This is a genomic window from Bacillus sp. FSL K6-2431 (assembly GCF_038005165.1).
GTDB classification, from domain to species: Bacteria; Bacillota; Bacilli; order Bacillales; family Bacillaceae; genus Bacillus; species Bacillus pumilus.
Genome location: NZ_JBBOSQ010000001.1, coordinates 2808410 through 2831045, shown reverse-complemented (window position 1 = coordinate 2831045; position 22636 = coordinate 2808410). Strand labels below are relative to the sequence as shown.

Genomic DNA, 22636 nt, shown 5'->3' with positions numbered 1-22636 from the left:
TCCCTTTATCTTCTGACCTTTTCATTATAAGGAAAAGCGAAACAGAAAGAAATCAAATATCGGAAGAAAAATCCTGCTTTTCTTCCGATCTGCCATTGATTTCTTAGTTTGCTTGCTGCTGCTCAGGCTTCTTCTCCAGCTTGAGCTTCTGCCATTCTTTTTCAACCTCATCAGCATAGTCTAGATGAGCATATGCTCCTTGATCCTCAAATTGTGTATAGCTGCCCGCTTTTGTCTCCATTTCTTCGATACGGTTCTCCATTCGAAGAAATTCTTTATATGCACTTTCACTATCTACTTTATTCATAGATTCGTTCATATGCTGCTTTGCCTGTGCGGCATTTGCTCTTGCTATGAGTGCCTGCTTCTTGTCTTTAATATCACGCAGCTTCGTTTCTAACTGTTGCAATTGCTCTTTCAGCTCTTTTAATTGTTTCACAGATTGCTGATAAGCTTCCTGATATTCCTGATGCTTTTCTTCAAAATACTTCATTTCTGTGAGCGCTTTTCGTGCTAATTCTTCTTCTCCTGCATGAAATGCCAGCTCAGCCTGCTTCTTTCTTTTATCAGCAAATGCTTCCGTCTCTTCTGCTTTGCGCAGGAAGCCTTGTTGAATCGTTTGCTGTTTGATGATCGCATGTTTCGCTTTGGCAATATCGTCCTCCATATCACGAACGTACTGATTCAGCATGACACGTGGATTCTCCATTTTATCTAAGCCCTCATTGACCGTTGCAACAAACATATCTCTCATTCTTCTGAATACCATTTGAATTTCCTCCTCTTATTTTTTCTTTAAAAAGTCTTCCCATTCTTGATCAAATGACGTGTGCATAGGTTCTTCCATTTTCGGTGACGTGTTTGGCTCCATATATGATCTACTTGATGATTCTTTTGCCTGTTTACCATTGATCATCGTCCAGCCGAAGTAGAGAAGCCACCCAGCTAGTGCGATTCCAAGGATAAATGGAAGAGCTTGCACAACGATCATGACACCAATGACTGCTAGAATGACGCCGAAGGTTTTACTGCCTTTTTCATATTTCTTTACACCTACATAGATGAGCCACGCCCCAATCAGAATTGGGATCAGCCCTCCTAGTGAGCCACCGAAGAAGATGGATAGACCGACAAACATTAAAATCGAACCGATGATGGTTTTACTTGTTATTTTCATCTTCATGCCTCCTTTCTTTCTCCTTGCTTTTACTATAGTCAAAAAAGAAAGCTGGCAAAACGTGTCGCAGATTGATCTTTCATTGCGACCAGAGTCGTAACTTCGCTCAGACTGAGCGGTAGAACCCAATAAAAAAGCACTCTTCTCATTTGAAGAGTGCTTTCCTTTATTTAGACCGAAATACGTTTGCACTTCGTTCATATTCAACATCCGCTTCACCGAGCCGATGATTCACGATTCGGGCGGCTGCAAATAAATAGTCAGAGAGCCGGTTTACATAAGTGAGCGCAACTGCTGGAATCTCCTCCTGCTTCGCAAGCGTCACCATATGCCGCTCTGCTCTTCTGACGACTGTCCGCGCCACATGTAAGAGAGCTGCACCTTCCTGACCGCCCGGTAAAATAAACTTCGTGAGAGGCGCGGCTTCTTCTACATAGTCATCCATTCTTTGCTCAAGGACTGCTACAGACGCTTCAGTTAATTTACCTTCTTTCGGTGGTTTGACTGCTGCCAAATCACCGCCGCAGTCAAACAGCTCGTGCTGTATCACAATCAGCTCTGACAAAATGTCTTGAAACAATTCGCCATGCTGACGTAAAAGTGCATGTGCGAGTCCAATGAAGCTATTCGCCTCATCTAACGTGCCGTATGCCTCTACTCTCACATCATCCTTATCGGCTCTCCCGCCGATCAAGCCTGTTTGACCTTGATCCCCTGTTTTTGTATAAAGTTTCATTGGTATTCCTCCTTTTCTTTTGCTTTGTCCTTTTAGTATAACCTGAAGTGAAAAGGATGTATTTGTTTAACTAAAGTACTGTGATCGCATCATAAACAAAAAGCGAACCATTTGGTTCACTTTTAAATGGCATTTAATGAATAAAGAAGAGGGTGCACTTTCTGCTTTAATCTTTCGTGTAAATGCTCATCATCTTCTGTTTCCTGCATACCCACAGCAGCGATACAAAGATGATGAATGGACATGCTCGTCTCCTGTTTTATCATGTGGACAAGCTGCCCCATAAGCTGAACAGACGATCCGTCTGATATAGACTCTTTCAATACAAGCCAAATGGTCAGCTCTTCTTGATGACGCATACCGTAAAGCACCATGTTGTCGTCTGTGTCTTCAGCAGCAAATTGTTTTGGTCCACTCGTTAGGTTATAAAACAATAGTCCCTCACGATCATCCAACTCGTCACGAAGCATGTCACTTCCCGTTCCGAGAGACCTTTTCCAAAAGAAGCCGCCCTTTTTCTGATGTGAGGAAAGGATGCGGAGCGGCTGTTTGAGGGAAAACGTCATTCCTTCTCCTCCATACGTTTTCCACCCATCCGCTAACTTTGCATTTGATGCTACAGAAGCCCCCGCAGGTTCAATGATCAGCTGAGGATTTGCCCTTCGCGGGTGTTGGAGCGGTGTTACATCTGTTTCATACACACGGTTGATTCGCTCAGGCGTCAAGACGTGATGCGGCAGCCCTACTATTTCCGTCTTTCCTTCATCAAGCAGCAGCAGCCGGTCACAATACAAACTGGCGATGTTCACATCATGAAACACACCGATCACCGTTAGCCTAGAGGAAGTGGTCTCTTCTTTAATTAAATCAAGCAAATCCTTTTGATAGGCCAAATCAAGAAAACTGGTTGGTTCATCCAGCAATAAATATTCAGGCTGCTGGGCTAATGCCTGTGCCAAGTACACACGCTGCTGTTCTCCCCCGCTTAGCTCATGAATAGATTGATTCTTAAACTGTGCAACATCCGTTTGTTCCATAACTTTGTTTACGATTCGCATATCCTCTTGGGTAACAGATTGTAGCCATCCTTTTTGATATGGATAACGACCGAATTGAACCGTTTCTTCCACTGTAAATGAGAAGGCTTGGTCCGTTTTCTGCGGTAGAACAGCCATTTTTTGCGCAAGCGCCTTTGGACGATAGGATTGAATCAGTTGACCGCTCAGGCGAACTTCACCACTATCAGGTTCCAGCAACCCAGAGATCATTTTAAGCAAGGTCGACTTCCCGCTTCCATTTGGACCAAGTATACCGAGAAATTCCCCTTGATTTACCTCAAAACTGATGCCACGTATGACCTCTTTCTCTCCATATCCACCTTTGATTTCCTTCACTTGAATCATAGATGAGTCCCTCCTCTATATTTACGAATGAGGATGATGCCGAATACAGGGGCACCAATTAACGCTGTGATGATGCCGATCGGTAATTCAGTCGGCTCAATGATCGTACGCGATAACACATCTGCTAAAACAAGAAAGGAAGCGCCATTCAGCATAGACAAAGGCAGGAGGTGCCGGTGGTCTGTGATCGCTAAGAGGCGAATAAAATGAGGAATCACAAGTCCCACAAACCCAATCGTCCCTGACACTGCTACTGCACTACCAGTCAGAATCGATCCAGCAAGCAGCACGATATATTTGCTCCTTTTCACATGTACACCTAATAGCTTTGCCTTCTCCTCGCCATACGTCATGACATTCAAATCTCGCCCCATCAGCATTAATGCAAAGGTCCCAATCAGAAAGAAAGGAAGGAAAAGCACAATATAGCGCCAGCCCCTCATGGACACACTGCCAAGAAGCCAATGAATAATCTCTTTTAAATCATCACCCGTTAAGGCAATCATCAATGATATAAGCGCGCCCAAAAAAGAACTGAAAATCACCCCTGTTAAAATTAAAGAGGAGATGCTCATCCCCCGATGGACAAGACGCGCAAAAAAGAGGACGAGACATAGGGTCACAAGCGCTGTTGTCATACTGAAAAAAGGCAGTGTGAAACTGCCGAGCAAAGGGAGCTGCAAACTGAAAAATAGGGTCGCGACGGCTCCAACTGATGCCCCTTGAGATACACCCAGTGTATATGGGTCAGCAAGAGGATTTTTTAATAAACCTTGAAATGCTGCACCAGATAACGCCAGCGCTGCTCCGACTAATGCCGCTAATATCACTCTCGGCAGCCGGATATTCATCATAATATTGCGATCAATTGAATCTATTGTGCCTATCTGCACACCGAATAGTTCATGAACAAATATACGGAGAATAGAAGGAATGGGAATCCCTAAGCTTCCAAAGGAGATTCCCATTCCAATGCTCATCACAAGAAGTAAAGCACTTAGTGTGTATGCGATGATGAATTTATTTGAACGTGTCAGGATAGATGCTTTTCGCAAGAGCCTCGACTCCTTCAACCAATCGCGGCCCCGGTCTTGATGCGAGATCCGTATTCAATTGAAAGACTTGTTTTTCCTTCACTGCTTTGATCGCATTCCAGCCGTCTCTCTTTTTCAGATCAGCTAAGCTGGAACCATCAATTGTGACGATTACGTCAGGGTTTCGTTTGATAATCGATTCTTCTGTCATTTGCACCCAGCCAGTTTGATCACCAGCAGCATTTTTCGCATGGATAACAGAAAGCATTTCATCCATAAATGTATGAGTACCTGTTGTATAAATTTCAGGCGTACCTGAAACTTCAACAAAGACTGTTTTTTGTTTGTCTTTCGAGATCGCCTCTGCTTGTTTCTTGATGTGATTCAATTTTGCTTTCATCTCGTCTACAAGCTTTGTTGATGCTTCTTTTGCACCTGTTGCTTCACCGATCGTATTGATCGATTTGTACACATCCTTAAAGGAAGTGGCATCATTTACAGTCAGTACTTGAATTCCTGCATCCTCTAGCTGTTTAAATCCCTCTTTTGATCCCAGCTGCGAGGCATGAGCTAGTACAAGATCAGGCTTTAAGGAAATCACCTTCTCGACATTGAATTCAAGTCCGCCAATCTTCTCTACCTTTTCAACTTCCTTTGGATAATTGTCAAAATCAGATCGTCCAACCATTTTATCTCCAAGACCAAGCGCATAGGCAACCTCTGTATTACTTGGAATTAATGAGACAATCCGTTTAGGCTGTTCTTTGATTTCGACTGTTTTACCAGCTGCATCTTTAATCGAGACAGGAAATGCCGCAGCCGCTGTTTCGTTATTTTGTGAACTCTTTGCTTTATGGTCTGTTTCAGCACCTGCACATCCTGCTAAAACACCCATCACAAGCAATAGCGATAGCCAAATGGCCGTTAACTTTTTCATGAATGAACCCCCTGATTTATGTACTGCTTGACGAAAGCTCTTCCGTCAATTCTTTTCTAATTTCGGGAATATTATACTACAGTGCAGTTAGGTTGTATATGTGATTTCTAAAAGCGTCTTTTTCGTTCTGATAAAAGAAAAACAGCCTCTAAAAAGACTGTTTTCCGCCCATCTATTTATTAATTTGATCCCCATTGATGACGACTTTCTGAAAAGAAGGCGCTACTGCATGCTCCAAAGAAAGTGGATACGTCACATGATCTATGACACAATTTTTCATGTTGAAGTTTGTCACGGGGGAATGTGAGTAGGCCGCTATTTTCACACCATATCGTCCGCCGCTGCTTTTCAGTCCTTCCACTTGAATATGACGTACAACAGGACAATGTGGACCCGCATCCCCTTCCTCATACATCATGTCGATACAGACCACTTCATGCTTTAAGCTTTTGACTGTGTTGTTTTTAAAGTAAATATGTTCAATGGTACCGCCTCTGACAGAGTTGGTTTTAATCCGCAGTGCCCGGTCAAGGTTCGGACTATCCATGACATTATTCTCTGCATAGATATACCTTACCCCTCCAGAGATTTCACTCCCAATCGTCACTCCGCCGTGTCCATCACGCATCTCATTTCTACGAATGACAATGTTCTCAGATGGAATCCCTATTCTCCGTCCGTCCTCGTTCCTTCCAGATTTGATGGCAATACAATCGTCGCCATTATCAAAATAACAATCTTCAATGAGCACATTCCGGCAAGACTCCGGATTGACACCATCTGTGTTTGGTCCATGCCCGATAATATGAACTCCACGGACAATCACATGTTCACTTAGTACAGGGTGAATTTGCCACATCGGTGAATCCTTCACTGTCACTCCCTCAATAAGAACTTGCTGACATTGGTAGGGCTGGATAAAGCTTGATCTTAAATAATGGCCTTCTCCAAACACTCTTTCTTCTACTGGTATTCTCTTTTCAGCCATGTCAAATAGAAGCTGACGATCCCGATCTTGAGAAGGCTGGCCATTCGTGCCATATTTCCAAGGCCACCAATGATGCTCATCTCCTCTGCCATCAAGCGTTCCAGCTCCTGTAATGGCGATGTTTTCTGCATGGTGTGCATAAATGAGAGGTGAATAATTATAAAGCTCAACCCCTTCATATCTTGTCAGGACAAGCGGCAGATAATCCTTTCGGTTTTGGCTGAATGCCACATACGCTTTCTCATGCAAATGCAATTCTACATGACTCTTCAATTCTAGCGCACCTGTCACAAACGTCCCTTCTGGAATCAGTACACGTCCCCCTTTCAAACGGTGCGCATCATTAATGGCAGACTGGATAGCATCTGTTGAAAGCTCGGTTCCTTTTGCATCTGCCCCATAATGAACCACATTAAATTCACGATCAGGGAACAGTGGTGCTTTTATCTGCTTTAACACTTGATCGATTCCGTTTGCTTCTTTGTCTTTCTTCCCTTGCCTTGCTAAACGAGTGAGTCCGATTCCTGTGAGTACCGTTCCTGCTGTGATATACATCAAATCCCGTTTTCTAGACACATTCTCATCCCCCAGTCGCCTTAAAGTGTGACACCTGTTTTGAAAATAGCCAGCTCTCTAAAATTGTTTTTTTCATGATTTAATAGCTTCCCGCTCGCCACATCAATGACAGTTGAAATAAATTTTTCTAACACAATATCTTCTGGTACATCTTCAAGCAGTTCTCCCGCATTAAAGTCAATCCAATGTTTTTTTGTTTCATATAAGGCTGTATTCGTCGAGACCTTCATTGTTGGGACAAACGTGCCGAATGGTGTCCCTCTGCCTGTTGTAAAAAGAACCAACTGACAGCCAGAAGCGGCAAGAGCAGATGAAGCAACCAAATCATTTCCCGGTGCACTTAATAAATTTAGGCCCTTTCGCTTCAGCAATTCCCCATATTTCAATACATCTTGAATGTCAGAAGTTCCTGCTTTTTGTGTACAACCGAGAGATTTATCCTCTAATGTCGAAATTCCACCTGCTTTATTTCCCGGGGAAGGATTTTCATATACTGGCTGTCGATGATCCATGAAGTATTGTTTAAAGTCATTGATCATTTGCACAATATTGTCGAAAGTCGCTTCTGATTCCGCCCTCTCCATTAAAATCGTTTCTGCTCCAAACATTTCGGGCACTTCTGTTAACACTGTCGTGCCGCCTTGAGCAACAATAAAATCGGACAGCCTTCCTAAAAGCGGATTTGCGGTAATACCTGAGAATCCATCTGATCCCCCGCACTTCAAGCCGATTTTCAGCTCAGATAACGGGATTTCTTCACGGTGATCTTCTTTCGCTGCCTCATAAATTTCCTTGAGTAAAGCGACTCCCGCCTCAATCTCATCTCCTACTTCTTGGCTTCTTAAAAATTTCACTCTCTCATGGTCATATTCACCTAATGTAGATTGAAAATCTTCAATGTCGTTATTTTCACAACCAAGTCCGAGGACAAGCACTCCTCCAGCATTGGGATGCTTCACGGCATTTTGTAAAATGATTTTTGTATTCTCATGATCGTCCCCAAGCTGTGAGCATCCATAATTGTGCTTTAATACAAGAGCTGTTTCAAACGGATGGATGCTTCCGCCCATTTCAGCGGTAAAAATTTGAATGATTTGATCGGCGATGCCATTTACGCATCCAACGGTTGGGACAATCCAAAGCTCATTGCGAATCCCGCTTTCCCCATTTTTTCGTTTATATCCTTTAAATGTAAGATTCGTTTTTTTATAGGGGTTATTTGTAAATGAAGGCTCGTATTCATAATCGAGCTTGCCTGATAGATTGGTTTTGATGTTATGTGTATGCACCCATTCTCCAGCAGAAATGGCAGTCGTTGCATGCCCAATGGGGTAACCGTATTTCATGATATTCTCTCTTTGCTTGATATCAGCCAATGCAAACTTATGACCTTTGGCGATGGTCTCTTTTAAAATAACGGAATGATCTTGATAATGCAGCTCCTCCCCTTGTTCAAGTACTTTTAAAGCAATACCGACATTATCTGAAGGGTGAATCACAATAAAATCTTTCATGCCTTCTCCCCCTGACTTTCATATTGATGTTGCAGCATTCGTTGAACAGCCGCTCTCATTCCTTGCTCCTGTATGAGGGTAAGCTGATCAGCTACAGCATGAACCAAATCATTTATATCCGTTAAATTTTCCCCCCATAATGACTCACATGATAGAATCTTAGCTGCGATCGCTTCATTAGATTGGTTCTCTCCTTCAAAGGCTTCCTTCATGAATACCAGTACAGTCTCATCATCCTTTATCTTTTCTGCATGTGCTCTGTAAAAATAAATGAGGCTGCTGAGTGAAAACACGAGTTTCATTGGCAGTTGTTTCTTTTGCTCAACATAATCAAACAATGACGGGAGAATACGGGTTCGAAACTTAGATACACCATTGAGCGCAATATCCAGCAATTGATGCTTCACAAATGGATTGCAAAAGCGATCCCAAACCGATTGTGTATAAAGAAGAAGCTCATCTCGAGAGAGCTCAAGCCCTGGCAGTATTTCCTCCTCCAGCATCCGCCGGATGAACGGGCCAACATCCTCATCATTCACAGCCTCTTTTACAGTTTCTACCCCGCATGAGTAAGCGATTGGCACCATCGCTGTATGGGCACCGTTTAAAATCCGTACCTTGCTCATGCGATAAGGCGCAATATCCTCTACAAAAAGGACATTTAAACCTGCTTCTTGAAAGGGAAGCTCTTTTTGTACGAAGACAGGTGCTTCAATAACAAAGAGGTGATAGTATTCTGCCGTGACAAGCAACTCGTCGATATACCCCTCTTCCTTTTGAACAATTTCAGCTGCTTCCTTAGAAAACCCAGGAACAATCCGATCCACAAGCGTATTACAAAACGTATTGGCTTCCTTGATCCATGTGATAAACGCAAGCGGCAGATCCCACTCAGCTGCCATGTCTATCACATATTCCTTCAAGCGATCACCGTTATGTTCGACCAGCTCACATGGAAGGATGATCAGCCCTTTTTGTTCATCTCCAGCAAATGCTTTAAACCTGTGATATAGGAACGCCGTCAGCTTTCCTGGAAAACTCGCTTGCGGTCGATCCTCCAAGCGATCCGCCTTTCTGAACATAAGCCCTGCCTCTGTCGTGTTGGAGAAGACAAAGCGGAGATCGGGGTTTTCAGCTACTTGTAAAAAAACATCATAATCCATATACGTACTGATTCCTCTGCTGATCGATTGAATGACCATCCGCTCATTCATTTCTTGCTGGTCATGATAGCCCTGTATACATAATGTGTATAAGCCATCTTGTTCATTTAAAGCTGCAACAGATCCTTTTCTCGGGGGAACAACAACAGCTCTTCCTTTAAAATCTGTGCAGTCGTTCAGCTTTTGGATGTGCCAATTAATAAAGCCTCGCATAAAATTCCCTTCACCAATCTGCAAAATCGTTTCCGGATACTCAGGCACCGGGTATAGGGCTTTTGATAAACGTTTCAAATGGATTCCCCTCTCTGTAATTTATGCACACGTGAACATTCTTCTATAAAAGATGCTGATTACTGCACCTTTTTGACTGAATCTCTGATCATCAGCTCTGTGTGGACATACATTTTTTCCATATGATCCTCTTCCTGCTCTTCACCGTTTATGACGGATAGGATGGCTTCTGCTCCAAGTGCACACATTTTTTCGATTGGCTTTTTCACCGTTGTCAGTGCAGGCGTGGTATAGGATGAAAATGCAATATCATCAAAACCAATAATAGAGATATCACCTGGACACGTCTTGCCCTTTGCGTATAAAGCATTCATCGCACCAATGGCCATGTCATCGTTAGAGCAAAAAAGCGCTGTTGGCGGATGATCAAGGGTCAGCAGAGATTCCATTGATTCATAGCCGCTTTTCATATGGTAGTCACCCGTGATCATATATTCTTTTTTCATAGGAATATGGTGATCAATTAACGCTTGGAGAAAGCCAGCTTTTCTCTCCTGAGTCGATTTAAAGCCTTCTTTTCCTTCAATGATGGCGATTTGTTGATGGCCTTGCTGAATGAAATAGTGCGCTGCCTGATATGCTCCTTGACTATCATCTGCTAATATATTCATCACTTCATTACTTTCTACACGACGGTTCAGCACAATGATTGGAATGCCCTGTTTCTTGACATGATGGATAAACGCTTCATCGTGCTCGCTTTGGCTCATCAGCAAAATGCCATCGTAGCGCTGTTTATGAATGGTTGTGTAATCGTGAAAATCGTCAATACCCCTAACAAACAGATTGTAATGCTCTGTCATGACGCTATTGACGCCTTTTAACGCATCCACAAAGAAGCTTGAGGATGTGCCTTCTGTTAAACTCGTGAAAAACAGACCGATTGTAAACGATTTTTGTGATACAAGGCCTCTGGCATGGACATTTGGTGAATAGTTCAGCTGTTTTGCAATCGACAAAATCTTTTGTTTTGTCTTCTCTTTAATAAAAGGACTGTTATTCAAAGCCCTTGATACTGTGGTATGAGAGACATTTGCCAATTTTGCTATGTCTTTAATTGTGACTGTCATGCTATTCCGCCTTTTATGATTTTTTTCCATCTTATCATAAAACCGCTTTCATTTTCTCACCTTTTTCCTCATGTGATTTTACTTTGATGATGGAGCTGCTTTGCCCGGTCAAATTGAAAATATTGCTTGGCATTTTCATAGCTGATACCTTTCACAATGCCCCCTAACAGCTCAAGGTCATAGGGGACTTCTCCTTTTTCTACCCAATCCCCGATGATATCACAAAGCAGTCTTCGGAAATATTCATGCCTTGTATAGGACAAAAAGCTTCGTGAATCTGTTAGCATTCCGATAAAACGGCTGATCAGTCCGATACTGGAAAGAGCCATCATCTGCTCTGTCATTCCTTGCTTCGTATCATTAAACCACCAGGCTGTTCCGTGCTGCATCTTCCCAGGTGTCTTCCCGTCTTGAAAGCTTCCAGCCAACGTTGATATCACTACATTGTCCCTTGGATTTAAGGAATAAAGAATCGTGTTTGGCAATGCATCTTCTTGTTCTAAACGATCTAATATTCGGCAAAGCGGCTTTGCAATGTCTTCGTCATTCATCGCATCGTACCCCGTATCTGGTCCGAGCCTCTTAAACATTTTCGTATTGTTGTTTCTAAGTGCATTGATATGAAGCTGCATTGCCCAGCCACGCTCACAGTAAGCCTGACCTAGCATAATGAATGTCTCTGTTTTAAATTTGATCTTCTCTTTTTCCGTCAATGGATGACCAGACATTCTTTTATGAAAGATGGTCTCCACTTCTTCTTGTGTCGTTTCTTCATATGTCATTTCATTAATGGCATGATCTGAGATCAAGCAGCCGTGATCATGAAAAAAATCAATTCTCGCACGGAGGGCATGTAAGAAGTCTTGGTAGGATTGTATTGGGATAGCTGAAGCCTCTGCCAGCTCATGAACATATTTTTCAAACAGATCATTCGCTATATCGAGTGTTTTATCAGGTCGAAACCCTGGAAGCACTTGTACAGAGAATCCCTCTTCCCGCAGTTTTTGATGATATTGAAGAGAATCGACCGGATCATCTGTTGTGACAACGGTTTCAACGTTTGATTTCATGATGAAGTCTCTCGCCCCAAATCCCTCTCCTTGCAGCTTTTCATTGACTTTCTGCCAAATGATGTCTGCATTTTTTTCATTTAATAGGTCTTCGACTCCGAAATACCTTCTCAGCTCTAGATGAGTCCAGTGATAGAGCGGATTTCCTATGGTCATAGGGACGGTCTTTGCCCACGCCAAAAATTTATCATCATCAGATGCATCCCCCGTGACGTGCGTTTCAGGGATGCCGTTTGCTCTCATGGCACGCCATTTGTAATGATCTCCATAAAGCCATGCCTCGGTGATATTTCGGAAGGTTTTATTTTCATAGATGTCTTTAGGACTTAAATGACAATGGTAATCTATGATTGGAAGGTCCTTTGCAAACTCATGGTATAACTTTTCCGCCGTTGGACTGTTTAGTAAAAACTGCTCATCTAAAAAGGCTTTCATCAAATTCCCCCATCCCTCTTATCGTATGAAATTGTTTTGTTCACGTTAACAATTTAATTGTAATCGTTTACAAAGTTGATTTCAATCCTAAAACAGGAAAAAACGATCTCCTTTTGAAAGGAAAATCGTTTTTTGGCTATTTTACAGGAGGTGATTTTTTTAGGATAATCGCAATAGTTGTTCCAGCACCTTGTTCACTTTCCACTTGAATATCACCGTCATGCAGCAAGACAAGCTCTTTTGCAATCGCCAGCCCGAGTCCTGTTCCATTCGTTGGGTCATTTGTATTTGTCCCTCTATAGTAGCGGTTAAATAAGTGATCGACCGTTTCTTGTGCCATTCCGCATCCGTTGTCTTTCATTTCGATCCGAACTTCTTCATTTGTTTCAGATAAGGTAGCTGTAATATGAGTTCCTTTTTGGTTATGCTTGACTGCATTCGCTAGCAGGTTCTCAATCACTCGTCTGAACCAGGCTTTGTCGATCTCAAACATGACACCATCAGTTTGATCTTCGAAGGAGGATGGGAAATCTTCTGAAAATGAGCTCCTTGAAAACTCGTCCATAATGGATGCTAAGAATTCACCAAGCTCGATCGGCTTTCGATTAATAGGCAATGCGCCATTTTTTAGTCGATACGTGAGGTTTAAATCTTCAATCAAGGTCGACATGTATTCTGATTTCTCACGAATCACCTGTCCCATTTCCATGACTTCTTCCTTGGACCATTGATATTGATCAGATTCAAGCATGAGCCCGTAGCCGTAAATCGTACTAAGGGGTGTTTTCAAATCATGAGACAATCCTGCAATCCATTCTTCCCTTGTGGTTTGAATTTTTCTTCGGTTTGCTTCATTCTCTTTTAATGTAAGCGTGAGCTGATCCATTGTTTTTAGGATATCCTCAAATAATCGGTATTCCCGCTTAATACGACCTTTTTTATTTTTACTGATTGGAATTCCTTTTCTATTTGTTGGTTCCTGCAATTTATTTCTAGATAAGAAAATCAGCCAGCGGATAATGTGATAGATCGGCAGTCCATAGCGATACGAGTACCATAATGTCATGACGATAATAATCGTAATCGCAAGACCTGCAATTAAGATGGTCGTATATTGATTTAAAGCGTCTGTTTCTTTATCGTATAATCCATCTGGGCTGTATACTTTATTTGGTACAGAAATAATGATATACAGGTTTTTATTCACTCTGATATAAGACAGATCACTTCTAAACTCCCAAGGCTTTGATTGATACTTGAGCAGTTCAACATCTGTTACCTCATGTTTCAAATTGGTATTGGCTCGAATACCTTGTAAATATTTCCCTTCATCATTGAACAGATGCACCGATCCATTCATTCTCTTCAAGAATTCTTTCGTTTCAACCGAATATTGAGATAATGCAGCCAAGTCTTTCTCGTGTTGCTTCAGATAGTTGGCGACCTTTGTGCTGTTCGTTTTGAACCCGTATAGCACGATAAAGCTTTTTTGATCAATCTCAATGGGCCAGAAGTACATCTTGTAATCTTTATATTGCCTTTTTTCAAAGATCTTGATCATTTCATCCTTTTGATAGGAAGTTGGAATGGACTTAGGGCGGTGATAGCTATAGACGTTATCCTTTTTTGAATCAATGACTTGCAGCCATCCGTCTCGTTTTCTCACTGCTTGTTTCAGCTGATCATCGGCTTCCATTTTTCCATCCTCATTAAAATAAAGCCAGCTCATGAGTGTATCTCCATCAGCTTTTGTTAAACCGGTTTCAGCCATGTTCTCGTAGTATTTTTTTAAATATAAATTATCAGAGAACGTATTTCCGATGATCAAAATGGCAATCACAATAAACATTTGTCCGACAAAGTGAAAGAAGAGTTTTGCTCGTAGATTCATAAATTATTTAAGAACCTTTGCTGGGTGCGGTATAAATTTATAGCCCATACCACGGATCGTCACAATATATTCTGGCTGACTCGGATCTAGCTCGATCTTTTCTCTCAGCTTTCGGATATGAACCATCACGGTGTTGTTATCACCATATGATGGGACGCCCCATACTTTCTCATAGATTTGATCTTTTGAAAGAACCACATTCGGATGATCACAAAAGTACTTCAGCAAGGAAAGCAGCTGAGCTGAGCATGCAGTCACCTCTCCTCTTACTTTCAATTCGGCTGAATGAGGATGATAAGAGAAATGGGCATATTCGTATTGACTTTGAGCCTCATCATGGTCTTCCTTTAAAGAGATATATGTTCGGTTTAAGTGAGCCTTAATTCTAGCCACTAGCTCTAGCGGGTTAAATGGCTTTGTGATGTAATCATCTGCTCCTTGAGCAAAGCCGGTCAGTTTATCTACATCAGACGTTCTTGCGGTTAAATAGAAAATGGGCGCTTTCGTATATTTTCTCATTTCAGGAAGAACATCAAAACCAGACTTACCGGGCATCATCACATCTAGAAGTAAAAGGTGGATGTCCTCGTTTTTGACAACATCTAATGCTTCATCTGCATGGTAGGCTTTATAAATATGCTTGAATCCTTCTTTTTTTAATACGCGTTCAACCATTTTTACAATTGCTTCTTCGTCATCTGCAATCAATATTTTTGCTGTTTCCACGCATCTCTTTCCTTTCTAGCTATGATCTCTAACCGTATATTACCATTGTCTAAAGTAAAAAAGTACCTCTTTTCTGCATAAAAGCGAAAAAATATCAACTGGAGAAAATGGCAGCACTAGGAAGTTTCAGAGACGCAAAAAAACTCGGCTATTCCACCGAGTTCCTTTTACTTCTATTATCCATTCACAGCTTCTAGCTTTCTTTCATGATTCATTAAGTCATATGTTAAACAGATCGGCTTATTCGTTCTAGGGTCAAGTACGATTTCTGCATCAATGTGGAATACCTGACCAAGCACTTCTTTGGTCATGACCTCATGAGGCGTCCCATCTTTGATGACTTTTCCTTGATTGAGGGCAATCATGTAATGAGAAAAACGTGCCGCATGATTCAAATCATGAATGACCATCAACACAGTTCGTCCCTGCTCTCTGTTTAACCGTTCTAGCAACTGAAGAATCTCGAGCTGATGTGCAAGGTCCAAATACGTCGTCGGCTCATCCAATAGAAGCAGTTCTGTTTCCTGGGCAAGTGCCATCGCAATCCATACACGCTGACGCTGTCCACCAGAAAGTGCTTCAATTGGCCGGTCATGAAAAGCAATCATACCCGTTTCTTCAAGTGCCCATCTGATGATTCGTTTATCTTCATTTGATAAGCGTCCAAATCCATTTTGATGTGGGAAACGTCCATATGACACCAGCTCATACACTGTCAGTCCACTTGGTGCTTCGGGCGTTTGCGGTAAGATCGCCATTTGTTTTGAAATTTCTTTTGTAGGCGTTTGATGAATAGCCTGACCATTTAAGTAAACAACGCCTTGATTGGACTTCATGATACGGGACATTGTTTTTAAAATCGTTGATTTTCCGCACCCATTCGGTCCAATCAATGTCGTCACCTTGCCTTTTGGGATACTGATATTTAAATCGTCTACAATCAAACGGTCATTATAGCCAATACAAAGCTTTTCTGTTTCGAGCGATTTCATATGTTGTACTCTCCTTCCTTCTTAGTTCGTTTTCATCAATAAGTAAATGAAGTAAGGTGCGCCTAAAGCCGAAACGACAAGACCAACTGGCACCTCTGATGGTGCAAGTATGACGCGGCCAAGTGTATCTGCCAGTAATAATAACAATGCGCCAATCAACGCGGAGGCTGGTATCATTCCTTGATGCTTTGGTCCAACAAGCTTTCTCGCCAAGTGCGGTGCGGCTAACCCTAAGAACGAGATACTACCTGCAACAGCGACACTAGCACCTGCTAATGCAACAGCAATCAGCATAAAAAAGCTTCTTTCTGTATGAACCGAGATCCCTAAGCCGTAGGAAAGCTGGTCACCTAAATTCATGATATTTAAGTAACGTGCTCTCACAAACGCTAACACAAGGAAAATAAGCATCCATGGCAGAACTGATAGGACATACGTCCAGCTCGATCCCCAAATGCTTCCTGATAACCACACGATGGCTTGGTTAAAATCATTTGGGCTCATTTTTAATTGAATAACCACAATTGCTGCTGAAAACGCAGCATTCACGCCAATACCCGTTAAAATCAATCGAACAGGTGTGATGCCTTTTTTCCACGCTAACACATAGATGAGAAATGCAGCAAAGCCTGCACCTACAAAAGCGAAGAGCGGCAGTACAAAGATCGTAAAATCACCTAGGTTTGACATCGTACCTTGGAAAGCAAAAATAAACAAAACCACTGCAAAGCCTGCGCCCGCATTGACACCAAGAATGCCTGGATCGGCTAAACCGTTTTGAGAAACACCTTGCCAAATCGCTCCTGATACAGCGATAGAAGCGCCAACAAGTAAAGCGATGACCATTCTTGGAAGTCTGAACTCGAATAATACAAGCTCATCCATTTCACTTCCGAATCCAAAAAATGTTTTCAATGTATCCATCGGAGAAATGCGAATTTCTCCGGTATTTAAACTAATAAGGAACACAGCCACGATCGCCAAAAAGATCATGAGCATCGTTCGTTTGTATTTCTTTTTCTTTGCCTGCTGCACCATTTCCATCTAAATCCCGCTCCTTTCACGTCTAGCTAAATATAAGAAGAAAGGAACGCCTATAATTGCAGTAATGGCACCGACTGGCGTTTCAAATGGGGCATTGACCAGCCTTGCAGCAATGTCTGCATAAATTAACAGAACCGCCCCTAAAATAGCTGAGCATGGGATAATCCATCGATAGTCAACTCCGACCAAGAAACGAGTGACATGAGGAATCACAAGCCCGATAAAGCCAATAGTACCGGCCACTGAGACAGCAGCACCTGTTAGAAGAATGACGACCAATATTCCAAGTACCTTGACAGTTTTCGTGTACTGTCCAAGCCCTTTTGCCAATTCATCACCTAAGCTGAGAACAGTGATCGAGCGGGCAAGAATCATTGCGATGATCAGCCCCGCAACCGCAACTGGAATGATGACCTTAATATTGCTCCAATTCACACCAGCCACGCCGCCAGCATACCAAAAGCTCATGTCTTGAGCGACGTCAAACCGGATGGCAATTGCTGAGGAGATGGAGCTTAAAAGTGCCCCAACAGCCGTACCAGCTAGTGCGAGCTTCACTGGGGTCAATCCACCTTTTGAAAGAGTACCGACACCAAACACAATAGAGGCAGCGAGTGCCGCACCAACAAATGACCAAAGAATTAATGTAAAAGAAGATTGTCCTGGGAAAAAAGCAAACGCAATGGCAATCGCAAATGCAGAGCCATTTGTCACACCCATAATTTCAGGAGACGCAAGCGCATTTCTTGTCATGCCTTGCATAATAGCTCCCGATACGGCTAAAAAGGCACCGACGAGTGCAGCCCCAACTGTACGCGGCAGCCTCAATTCCCGGATGATTTGATGTGAAGTTTGCTCTTGATCAAATTGAAAAATGGCTTCCCATACCGTGTGAAGATGAATATTTGCTGCTCCTAATGATACCGATAAAAAAAGACCAAATGCTAAAGCGATAATTCCTATGATGACAACAACTGCTGTTCCAAAGGGTTTCGTGACAATATCCATTGCATCGTCTTTGGCCGGCAGCTGTTTATTCGATTGTGAGCCCAAAACCAGTCTCTTCCTTTCCGTTCAAATCTATTCCTCATTAGTGATAATGATTATCAATCTCGAAGTCTAGTATATCACTTTCTTTTCTTTTTGAAATCATTGTTCTGAACATTTTCTTTATTTTCATCAAAAAACCGGGAGAAATTCACCATTTTTCTTTAGGCCCTAAAATAGCCGATGCATTTTTCATTCCATCATGTTACGATATAATTGAAATTGATAATCATTATCATATATGAGTGAATAGGAGAGAATCTTTGTGAAAAACCGATCTGGATTTCTTTTGATATCCTTAGCCATTCTCATGCTTTTTACAGCTGCTTGCGGCAGCACTTCAAATAAAAAATCTGGCGCCAACCAGGATGACACAATCACCTATCAGGATGTAAAAGGTGAAGTCAAACTCCCTAAAGATCCAAAACGAATTGTGCTTCTGGCAGAAAGCTACTACGGTGACCTCGTGACACTTGGCAAGACGCCAATTGCTGCAACGGCACCCATCTTTAAAAACCCTTTCTATAAAGGCAAAACGGATGGTGTCAAAAACCTTGGAACAACCCCTTCTGTCGAAAAGGTCGCCGCTTTGAAGCCAGATATGATTATTGCTTGGGGAGAAGACGAGAAATTTGATCAATACAAAAAAATTGCGCCAACCGTTGCCATTAAATACAATCAATATTCCTTTAAAGATCAACTAAAAGAATTCGGTAAAATGACAGGTACACCGAAAAAAGCAGCAGAATGGATCAAAAAATGGGATGCCAAAATAGATGAGGTAAAGCCTAAAGTAACAAAAGCGGTCGGCAGTAAAACCGTTTCAATCGTGTCACCTTTTGATAAAGGGATCTATATCTTTGGAAACACCTTTGCACGCGGAGGCGAAATTATTTATGATGAGCTGAAATTACGTGCGCCAAAGGCAGTTAAAAAAGATGCCATCGACAGCGGCGTCGGCTATGCAAACATTTCCCTTGAAAAGCTGCCAGAATACGCAGGCGACTATATTTTCACTAGTCCATGGAGCGGGTCAAAAAGTAAAGGAGACCAGGTGTATGAAAGCAGCATTTGGGCATCACTTCCTGCTGTACAAAATAAACACGTATTTGAAATCGACCCTGTCGGTTACTTCTTTAATGACCCAGTTTCATTAGAAGGACAGCTTGAGTTTATTGTGGACCGATTAACATCTGCATCATAAAAAAACGTTTCTCCATATGTGGAGAAACGTTTCCCTTATTCCGTTCCTTTGGCAAATCCTTTTGACATGAATGGATAAAGCAAAATACCTACTAAGAACAGACCGATGCCAAGTCCAAATGTTTTCAAATCAGCTGTTCCTGAAATAATGACCCAAGCGGAATACCCCATCGCAACAAGCGCAATGATTCCGTCTCTTGTTCGCTTCCCTTTTTGAAGATCATACGTGTCACCTTGCATGATGACTTTAAAGCTATAGATCGAAGACACAATATACGGAATGAGATACGCAAGTGTCGCTGATGTCGTTAAAAAGGTAAAAGCTTCATTAATCGTACGAGACATCACTGAGAAAATAAACAGCTGTGACATGATATTTGTAACCGTTAAAGCAAAAACAGGACTGCCTTTTTTGTTTGTTTTTGCAAATACTGCCGGGAAATCGCCAGCCTTTGCTGCTTGGTATGGTACTTCTGAACCAAGTAAGATCCAGCCAAGCATCGAGCCAAATAAACAAATAATCGCAAGCAATGCCATCACAATTCCACCAGCCGGTCCAATAATAAGCTGAAGCACGTCTACGAATGGTTTATCTGAGCCTTGCAACTGATCGTGTGGCAGGACGCCCATTGTAATCAAAGTAATAATCATGTAGATAGAAAGTGCAATTAAAAGACCTGTAATCGTTGCACGTTTCACATCGCGCTGCGAGGACGCTCTTCCTGATAAAATGACAGCAGATTCGATGCCAATAAATGCCCATAGAGTGGAAATGGCCGCATGATGAATTTGGCCTCCAAGTCCGAGCATTCCTTCGCCTTCTGCTGCAACTGGGAAGTAATAATGTTCAAATAATGCCGTTTGGAATGCAAATAATCCCGCAACAATAAAAAGGACGAATCCAAGTACCTTTGAAAAGGTCGTAATAAAGTTTAATTTACTTGCAGCACTTAAGCTTGTAATTAAGATCGTATGTGTTCCCCAAAGAAGAATGGTACATACAATAAACGTTGTCAGCTGACCAAGTGTGATCGCTTCTTTACCAAAGGTGAAAATCTCCGTCTTCACTGTGAGAATTGGGAAAAATGTCGTTAAATAACCGGCAAGACTCGTAATAATCGCGACATTACTAATCCAGCTTGCTACCCAATATCCCCAAACCATTGTAAAACCGGCCGCTTTCCCCTTTTTCGGATCGTTAAAAAGTGCTCTTGCATAACTTTGTGGTCCTGCCGTTAGCTGCGGCTTATGAATGGACAAATGCCCAAAAACAAGTGCAATCATCAGCACACCGCCACCTGTAACAAGCCATGCCATCGTCACACCTAAAGGACTCGCATGCTGGGCAAGCGTACTTGGCAGCATAAAGATGCCTGAACCTACCATATTTCCGACGACAAAAGCCGTCAATAACCAAAAACCCCATTTTTTTGTCTGTTCCATTTCCGTACCTCCGTTATATTCACTTCGGACCAGACCCGGCAGTATCTTCATTGATATATTTGTGAAGCAATGACTTGTATTCTTTATGTTCCTCATGGGTCCACTTTCTTAACAGCATACCCTTATCTTCGGTACTCAGAACATAAAAAAAAGCCTGAACAACAGTCCATGCTTTTCAAAACATACACCTTGATCTCCGGATAGCCCTCCACGCTTCAAAGACGTGGCAGTCCTGCATTTATTCAATGCAGACCCAGCATAAAGAAAGTTGGAGCTCTCTCTACACTTCGGCGCTGATGCCTTTTTTCTCATGTTCTTCGATTCCATCTCTCCCATGAGTGACTCATCATCCGCGCAACCTCTACCTCACTGAGACATAGCGTGAGGATTTCTATTCATTTTTACTACACGAAGGTTATCAAACATTCTCACTTCTGTCAAAGGGAAAAACATAGAAAAAGGGCAGAGATCCTTTTCTCTGCCCTGTACCTGTTTATTGATCGTTGTTTTTCTTCTTTTGTACAGCTTCCTGAAGCGGATCGCCTGCTAGCTCTTTGCTTGCTTCTTCTAACAGCTGATCTACTTGCTTGTGGTCTTTCTCGCTTTTCGCCTTTTTATCCTTTTGGAAAAATGACATCGCTGTTTCCTCCCTTTTCATAAAATGCGGTTGCCTGTTTAATTTGTGCTACAGTGCGCCGCATTATACAAAGTGGAAAGGCTCAATCATCATGAAAGGTCTGTCTCATTTTTTGCAGATACGTCAAATAGGTCTTTAAGTCTTCCTTTGTGAAGTCTGACATCATATGCTGAATCACCTTTCCGAAAAGACGTGTGTGCTTTTCATAAATCACCTGCCCTTTTTCGGTGGCTTCTAATCGGACGAGCGAGGGGTCGTCTTTGTCCCGTTCTCTCTGAATATAGCCCTGCTCACATAATTTATTGAGTGCAATGGAGGCTGCACCTGGGTTTAAAGAGAGTCTTTGTTTCAGCTCTTCGGCATGTGATACTTTGCCTTGTATCAAAATAGAAAGAGCATATATCTGCGGAGGCGTGATGTCTTTTTCTAACTCAAGTAACTTGCGGTTTAATTTACGGCTGACTTCATAATGTACAAGAACAATTTCTTTTAAAATGTCTGCATTACCCATCCGAATCGCATCCTTATCGTTAGTATCAACATGACTTCCCCCTTATTATAGAATGTTTTTCCAATCAGCCAACCCTTTTGCCCTCTTTTTCTTTAGAAATAAGTCTTGCTGAATGAATTCACCCTTGATATAGTGAGGACTTGAACAAAAAACAGAACAGGAGTACGCATCATGACAGGAAAAACACACATTATGGGCGGAATCGCCGCCTCAACAGCCGTCGCCTACTACTACGGATTCGACCCAGTCATCATGGCTGCAGCTGGATCAGCAGGTGCTTTGATCCCCGATCTTTGCCATACAAAAAGTAAAATCGGTAGAAAATTTCCGCTGCTCTCGGCACTGATCAGCAGCGTATTCGGTCATCGCACGTTCACTCACAGTTTATTATTTCTGCTGATCATTTATTTTCTTGCGACAACATACATTCCAAATGACAGCCTAAGTATCGGTTTACTAGTTGGAATGGCGAGCCACCTTATCCTTGATGCTGGAACAGTGAACGGCATTAAATTTTTATTTCCAGCTTCCATTAAAGTGCGTCTCCCCTTCTATGTCAAAACAGGCAGCACAGGAGAACAAGTCGTACTAGCTGCTCTCACTGTCGTCACCTGCTATTACATCGCCGTCATCTGCGGCATATCTATCCCCATCCAGTTCTAACAGAATAAAAAAGAGTTTTGCGAAAAAGATAAGATATGAATTGATCATTCCTCATTTTTTTAGTAGGTTTAAGATAAGTGTTTTT

The 22636-nt window shown here is 42.2% G+C and carries 21 protein-coding genes and 1 riboswitch; of the genes, 2 read left to right on the top strand and 19 right to left on the bottom strand.

Annotated elements, in window-relative coordinates:
- Window positions 1–103 precede the first annotated feature (103 nt).
- The 16 genes from liaH to MHH40_RS14030 all read right to left on the bottom strand — a co-directional run bounded on the left by liaH (window position 104) and on the right by MHH40_RS14030 (window position 18100).
- Complete coding sequence (liaH, locus tag MHH40_RS14105; RefSeq protein ID WP_003213665.1) at window positions 104–769, bottom strand: stress responsive protein LiaH; 666 nt, start codon at window positions 767–769, stop codon at window positions 104–106.
- A gap of 15 nt (window positions 770–784) precedes the next feature.
- Window positions 785–1177 carry a hypothetical protein gene (locus tag MHH40_RS14100; RefSeq protein ID WP_050944105.1) on the bottom strand — a complete coding sequence of 131 codons (393 nt, stop codon included), beginning with the start codon at window positions 1175–1177 and terminating at the stop codon, window positions 785–787.
- Window positions 1178–1343: 166 nt separating this feature from the next.
- Entirely contained in the window at window positions 1344–1913 is a 570-nt protein-coding gene (locus MHH40_RS14095; protein WP_050944106.1) for a cob(I)yrinic acid a,c-diamide adenosyltransferase, read from the bottom strand.
- 122 nt (window positions 1914–2035) lie between these two features.
- Window positions 2036–3316 carry a heme ABC transporter ATP-binding protein gene (locus tag MHH40_RS14090; RefSeq protein ID WP_050944107.1) on the bottom strand — a complete coding sequence of 427 codons (1281 nt, stop codon included), beginning with the start codon at window positions 3314–3316 and terminating at the stop codon, window positions 2036–2038.
- Complete coding sequence (locus tag MHH40_RS14085; RefSeq protein ID WP_050944108.1) at window positions 3313–4371, bottom strand: FecCD family ABC transporter permease; 1059 nt, start codon at window positions 4369–4371, stop codon at window positions 3313–3315. The genes MHH40_RS14090 and MHH40_RS14085 overlap by 4 nt, the downstream gene beginning before the upstream one ends.
- Window positions 4337–5287 (bottom strand): ABC transporter substrate-binding protein, encoded by a 951-nt coding sequence (locus MHH40_RS14080; RefSeq protein ID WP_050944109.1) that lies wholly within the window; start codon window positions 5285–5287, stop codon window positions 4337–4339. Before MHH40_RS14080 ends, MHH40_RS14085 begins: the two co-directional genes overlap by 35 nt.
- Before the next feature lie 172 nt (window positions 5288–5459).
- Window positions 5460–6851, bottom strand: coding sequence for a glycoside hydrolase family 28 protein (locus MHH40_RS14075; protein ID WP_050944110.1), 1392 nt, complete (start codon window positions 6849–6851; stop codon window positions 5460–5462).
- Window positions 6852–6871: 20 nt separating this feature from the next.
- Entirely contained in the window at window positions 6872–8365 is a 1494-nt protein-coding gene (locus MHH40_RS14070; RefSeq protein ID WP_050944111.1) for a UxaA family hydrolase, read from the bottom strand.
- Window positions 8362–9819 carry a tagaturonate reductase gene (locus tag MHH40_RS14065; protein ID WP_050944112.1) on the bottom strand — a complete coding sequence of 486 codons (1458 nt, stop codon included), beginning with the start codon at window positions 9817–9819 and terminating at the stop codon, window positions 8362–8364. The genes MHH40_RS14070 and MHH40_RS14065 overlap by 4 nt, the downstream gene beginning before the upstream one ends.
- 59 nt (window positions 9820–9878) lie before the next feature.
- Window positions 9879–10889 carry a LacI family DNA-binding transcriptional regulator gene (locus MHH40_RS14060; RefSeq protein WP_253622245.1) on the bottom strand — a complete coding sequence of 337 codons (1011 nt, stop codon included), beginning with the start codon at window positions 10887–10889 and terminating at the stop codon, window positions 9879–9881.
- Between the two features lie 68 nt (window positions 10890–10957).
- A complete protein-coding gene (gene uxaC / locus MHH40_RS14055; RefSeq protein WP_340901243.1) occupies window positions 10958–12394 on the bottom strand; it encodes a glucuronate isomerase in 1437 nt (478 codons plus the stop codon).
- 136 nt (window positions 12395–12530) lie between these two features.
- The gene (locus MHH40_RS14050) at window positions 12531–14285 is read right to left on the bottom strand and encodes a HAMP domain-containing sensor histidine kinase (protein WP_050944114.1); all 1755 of its coding nucleotides are present in this window, start codon (window positions 14283–14285) and stop codon (window positions 12531–12533) included.
- 3 nt (window positions 14286–14288) lie between these two features.
- Window positions 14289–15011, bottom strand: coding sequence for a response regulator transcription factor (locus tag MHH40_RS14045; protein WP_050944115.1), 723 nt, complete (start codon window positions 15009–15011; stop codon window positions 14289–14291).
- Between the two features lie 176 nt (window positions 15012–15187).
- Complete coding sequence (locus MHH40_RS14040; RefSeq protein WP_137054411.1) at window positions 15188–16003, bottom strand: ABC transporter ATP-binding protein; 816 nt, start codon at window positions 16001–16003, stop codon at window positions 15188–15190.
- A gap of 21 nt (window positions 16004–16024) precedes the next feature.
- On the bottom strand, window positions 16025–17047 hold the full coding sequence (locus tag MHH40_RS14035) for a FecCD family ABC transporter permease (RefSeq protein WP_340901242.1): 1023 nt from the start codon (window positions 17045–17047) through the stop codon (window positions 16025–16027).
- Window positions 17048–18100, bottom strand: a complete 1053-nt coding sequence (locus MHH40_RS14030) for a FecCD family ABC transporter permease (RefSeq protein WP_340901240.1) — start codon at window positions 18098–18100, stop codon at window positions 17048–17050. It abuts the gene before it with no gap.
- Between the two features lie 259 nt (window positions 18101–18359).
- Between MHH40_RS14030 and MHH40_RS14025 the strand changes: the two genes are divergently transcribed.
- Window positions 18360–19298, top strand: a complete 939-nt coding sequence (locus MHH40_RS14025; RefSeq protein ID WP_340901239.1) for an iron-hydroxamate ABC transporter substrate-binding protein — start codon at window positions 18360–18362, stop codon at window positions 19296–19298.
- A 35-nt stretch (window positions 19299–19333) separates the two neighbouring features.
- On the opposite strand, the gene MHH40_RS14020 is transcribed toward MHH40_RS14025, so the two are convergent.
- The 3 genes from MHH40_RS14020 to MHH40_RS14010 form a co-directional block, all read right to left on the bottom strand.
- Complete coding sequence (locus MHH40_RS14020; RefSeq protein ID WP_050944120.1) at window positions 19334–20740, bottom strand: amino acid permease; 1407 nt, start codon at window positions 20738–20740, stop codon at window positions 19334–19336.
- A gap of 193 nt (window positions 20741–20933) precedes the next feature.
- A riboswitch (Lysine riboswitch) is annotated at window positions 20934–21112 on the bottom strand.
- A gap of 121 nt (window positions 21113–21233) precedes the next feature.
- Complete coding sequence (gene sspJ / locus MHH40_RS14015) at window positions 21234–21377, bottom strand: small acid-soluble spore protein SspJ (protein ID WP_003213383.1); 144 nt, start codon at window positions 21375–21377, stop codon at window positions 21234–21236.
- 82 nt (window positions 21378–21459) lie between these two features.
- Complete coding sequence (locus MHH40_RS14010; RefSeq protein ID WP_003213061.1) at window positions 21460–21888, bottom strand: MarR family winged helix-turn-helix transcriptional regulator; 429 nt, start codon at window positions 21886–21888, stop codon at window positions 21460–21462.
- Between the two features lie 171 nt (window positions 21889–22059).
- Here MHH40_RS14010 and MHH40_RS14005 point away from each other — a divergent pair, with 171 nt between their 5' ends.
- Complete coding sequence (locus MHH40_RS14005) at window positions 22060–22551, top strand: metal-dependent hydrolase (RefSeq protein ID WP_050944121.1); 492 nt, start codon at window positions 22060–22062, stop codon at window positions 22549–22551.
- Window positions 22552–22636 lie beyond the last annotated feature (85 nt).

Bases quoted from the DNA above. Each gene is read 5' to 3' on its own strand.
- liaH (WP_003213665.1), bottom strand. From the start codon at position 769: ATGGTATTCAGAAGAATGAGAGATATGTTTGTTGCAACGGTCAATGAG.
- MHH40_RS14100 (WP_050944105.1), bottom strand. From the start codon at position 1,177: ATGAAAATAACAAGTAAAACCATCATCGGTTCGATTTTAATGTTTGTC.
- MHH40_RS14095 (WP_050944106.1), bottom strand. From the start codon at position 1,913: ATGAAACTTTATACAAAAACAGGGGATCAAGGTCAAACAGGCTTGATC.
- MHH40_RS14090 (WP_050944107.1), bottom strand. From the start codon at position 3,316: ATGATTCAAGTGAAGGAAATCAAAGGTGGATATGGAGAGAAAGAGGTC.
- MHH40_RS14080 (WP_050944109.1), bottom strand. From the start codon at position 5,287: ATGAAAAAGTTAACGGCCATTTGGCTATCGCTATTGCTTGTGATGGGT.
- MHH40_RS14070 (WP_050944111.1), bottom strand. From the start codon at position 8,365: ATGAAAGATTTTATTGTGATTCACCCTTCAGATAATGTCGGTATTGCT.
- MHH40_RS14060 (WP_253622245.1), bottom strand. From the start codon at position 10,889: ATGACAGTCACAATTAAAGACATAGCAAAATTGGCAAATGTCTCTCAT.
- uxaC (WP_340901243.1), bottom strand. From the start codon at position 12,394: ATGAAAGCCTTTTTAGATGAGCAGTTTTTACTAAACAGTCCAACGGCG.
- MHH40_RS14050 (WP_050944114.1), bottom strand. From the start codon at position 14,285: ATGAATCTACGAGCAAAACTCTTCTTTCACTTTGTCGGACAAATGTTT.
- MHH40_RS14040 (WP_137054411.1), bottom strand. From the start codon at position 16,003: ATGAAATCGCTCGAAACAGAAAAGCTTTGTATTGGCTATAATGACCGT.
- MHH40_RS14035 (WP_340901242.1), bottom strand. From the start codon at position 17,047: ATGGAAATGGTGCAGCAGGCAAAGAAAAAGAAATACAAACGAACGATG.
- MHH40_RS14020 (WP_050944120.1), bottom strand. From the start codon at position 20,740: ATGGAACAGACAAAAAAATGGGGTTTTTGGTTATTGACGGCTTTTGTC.
- sspJ (WP_003213383.1), bottom strand. From the start codon at position 21,377: ATGTCATTTTTCCAAAAGGATAAAAAGGCGAAAAGCGAGAAAGACCAC.
- MHH40_RS14010 (WP_003213061.1), bottom strand. From the start codon at position 21,888: ATGGGTAATGCAGACATTTTAAAAGAAATTGTTCTTGTACATTATGAA.
- MHH40_RS14005 (WP_050944121.1), top strand. From the start codon at position 22,060: ATGACAGGAAAAACACACATTATGGGCGGAATCGCCGCCTCAACAGCC.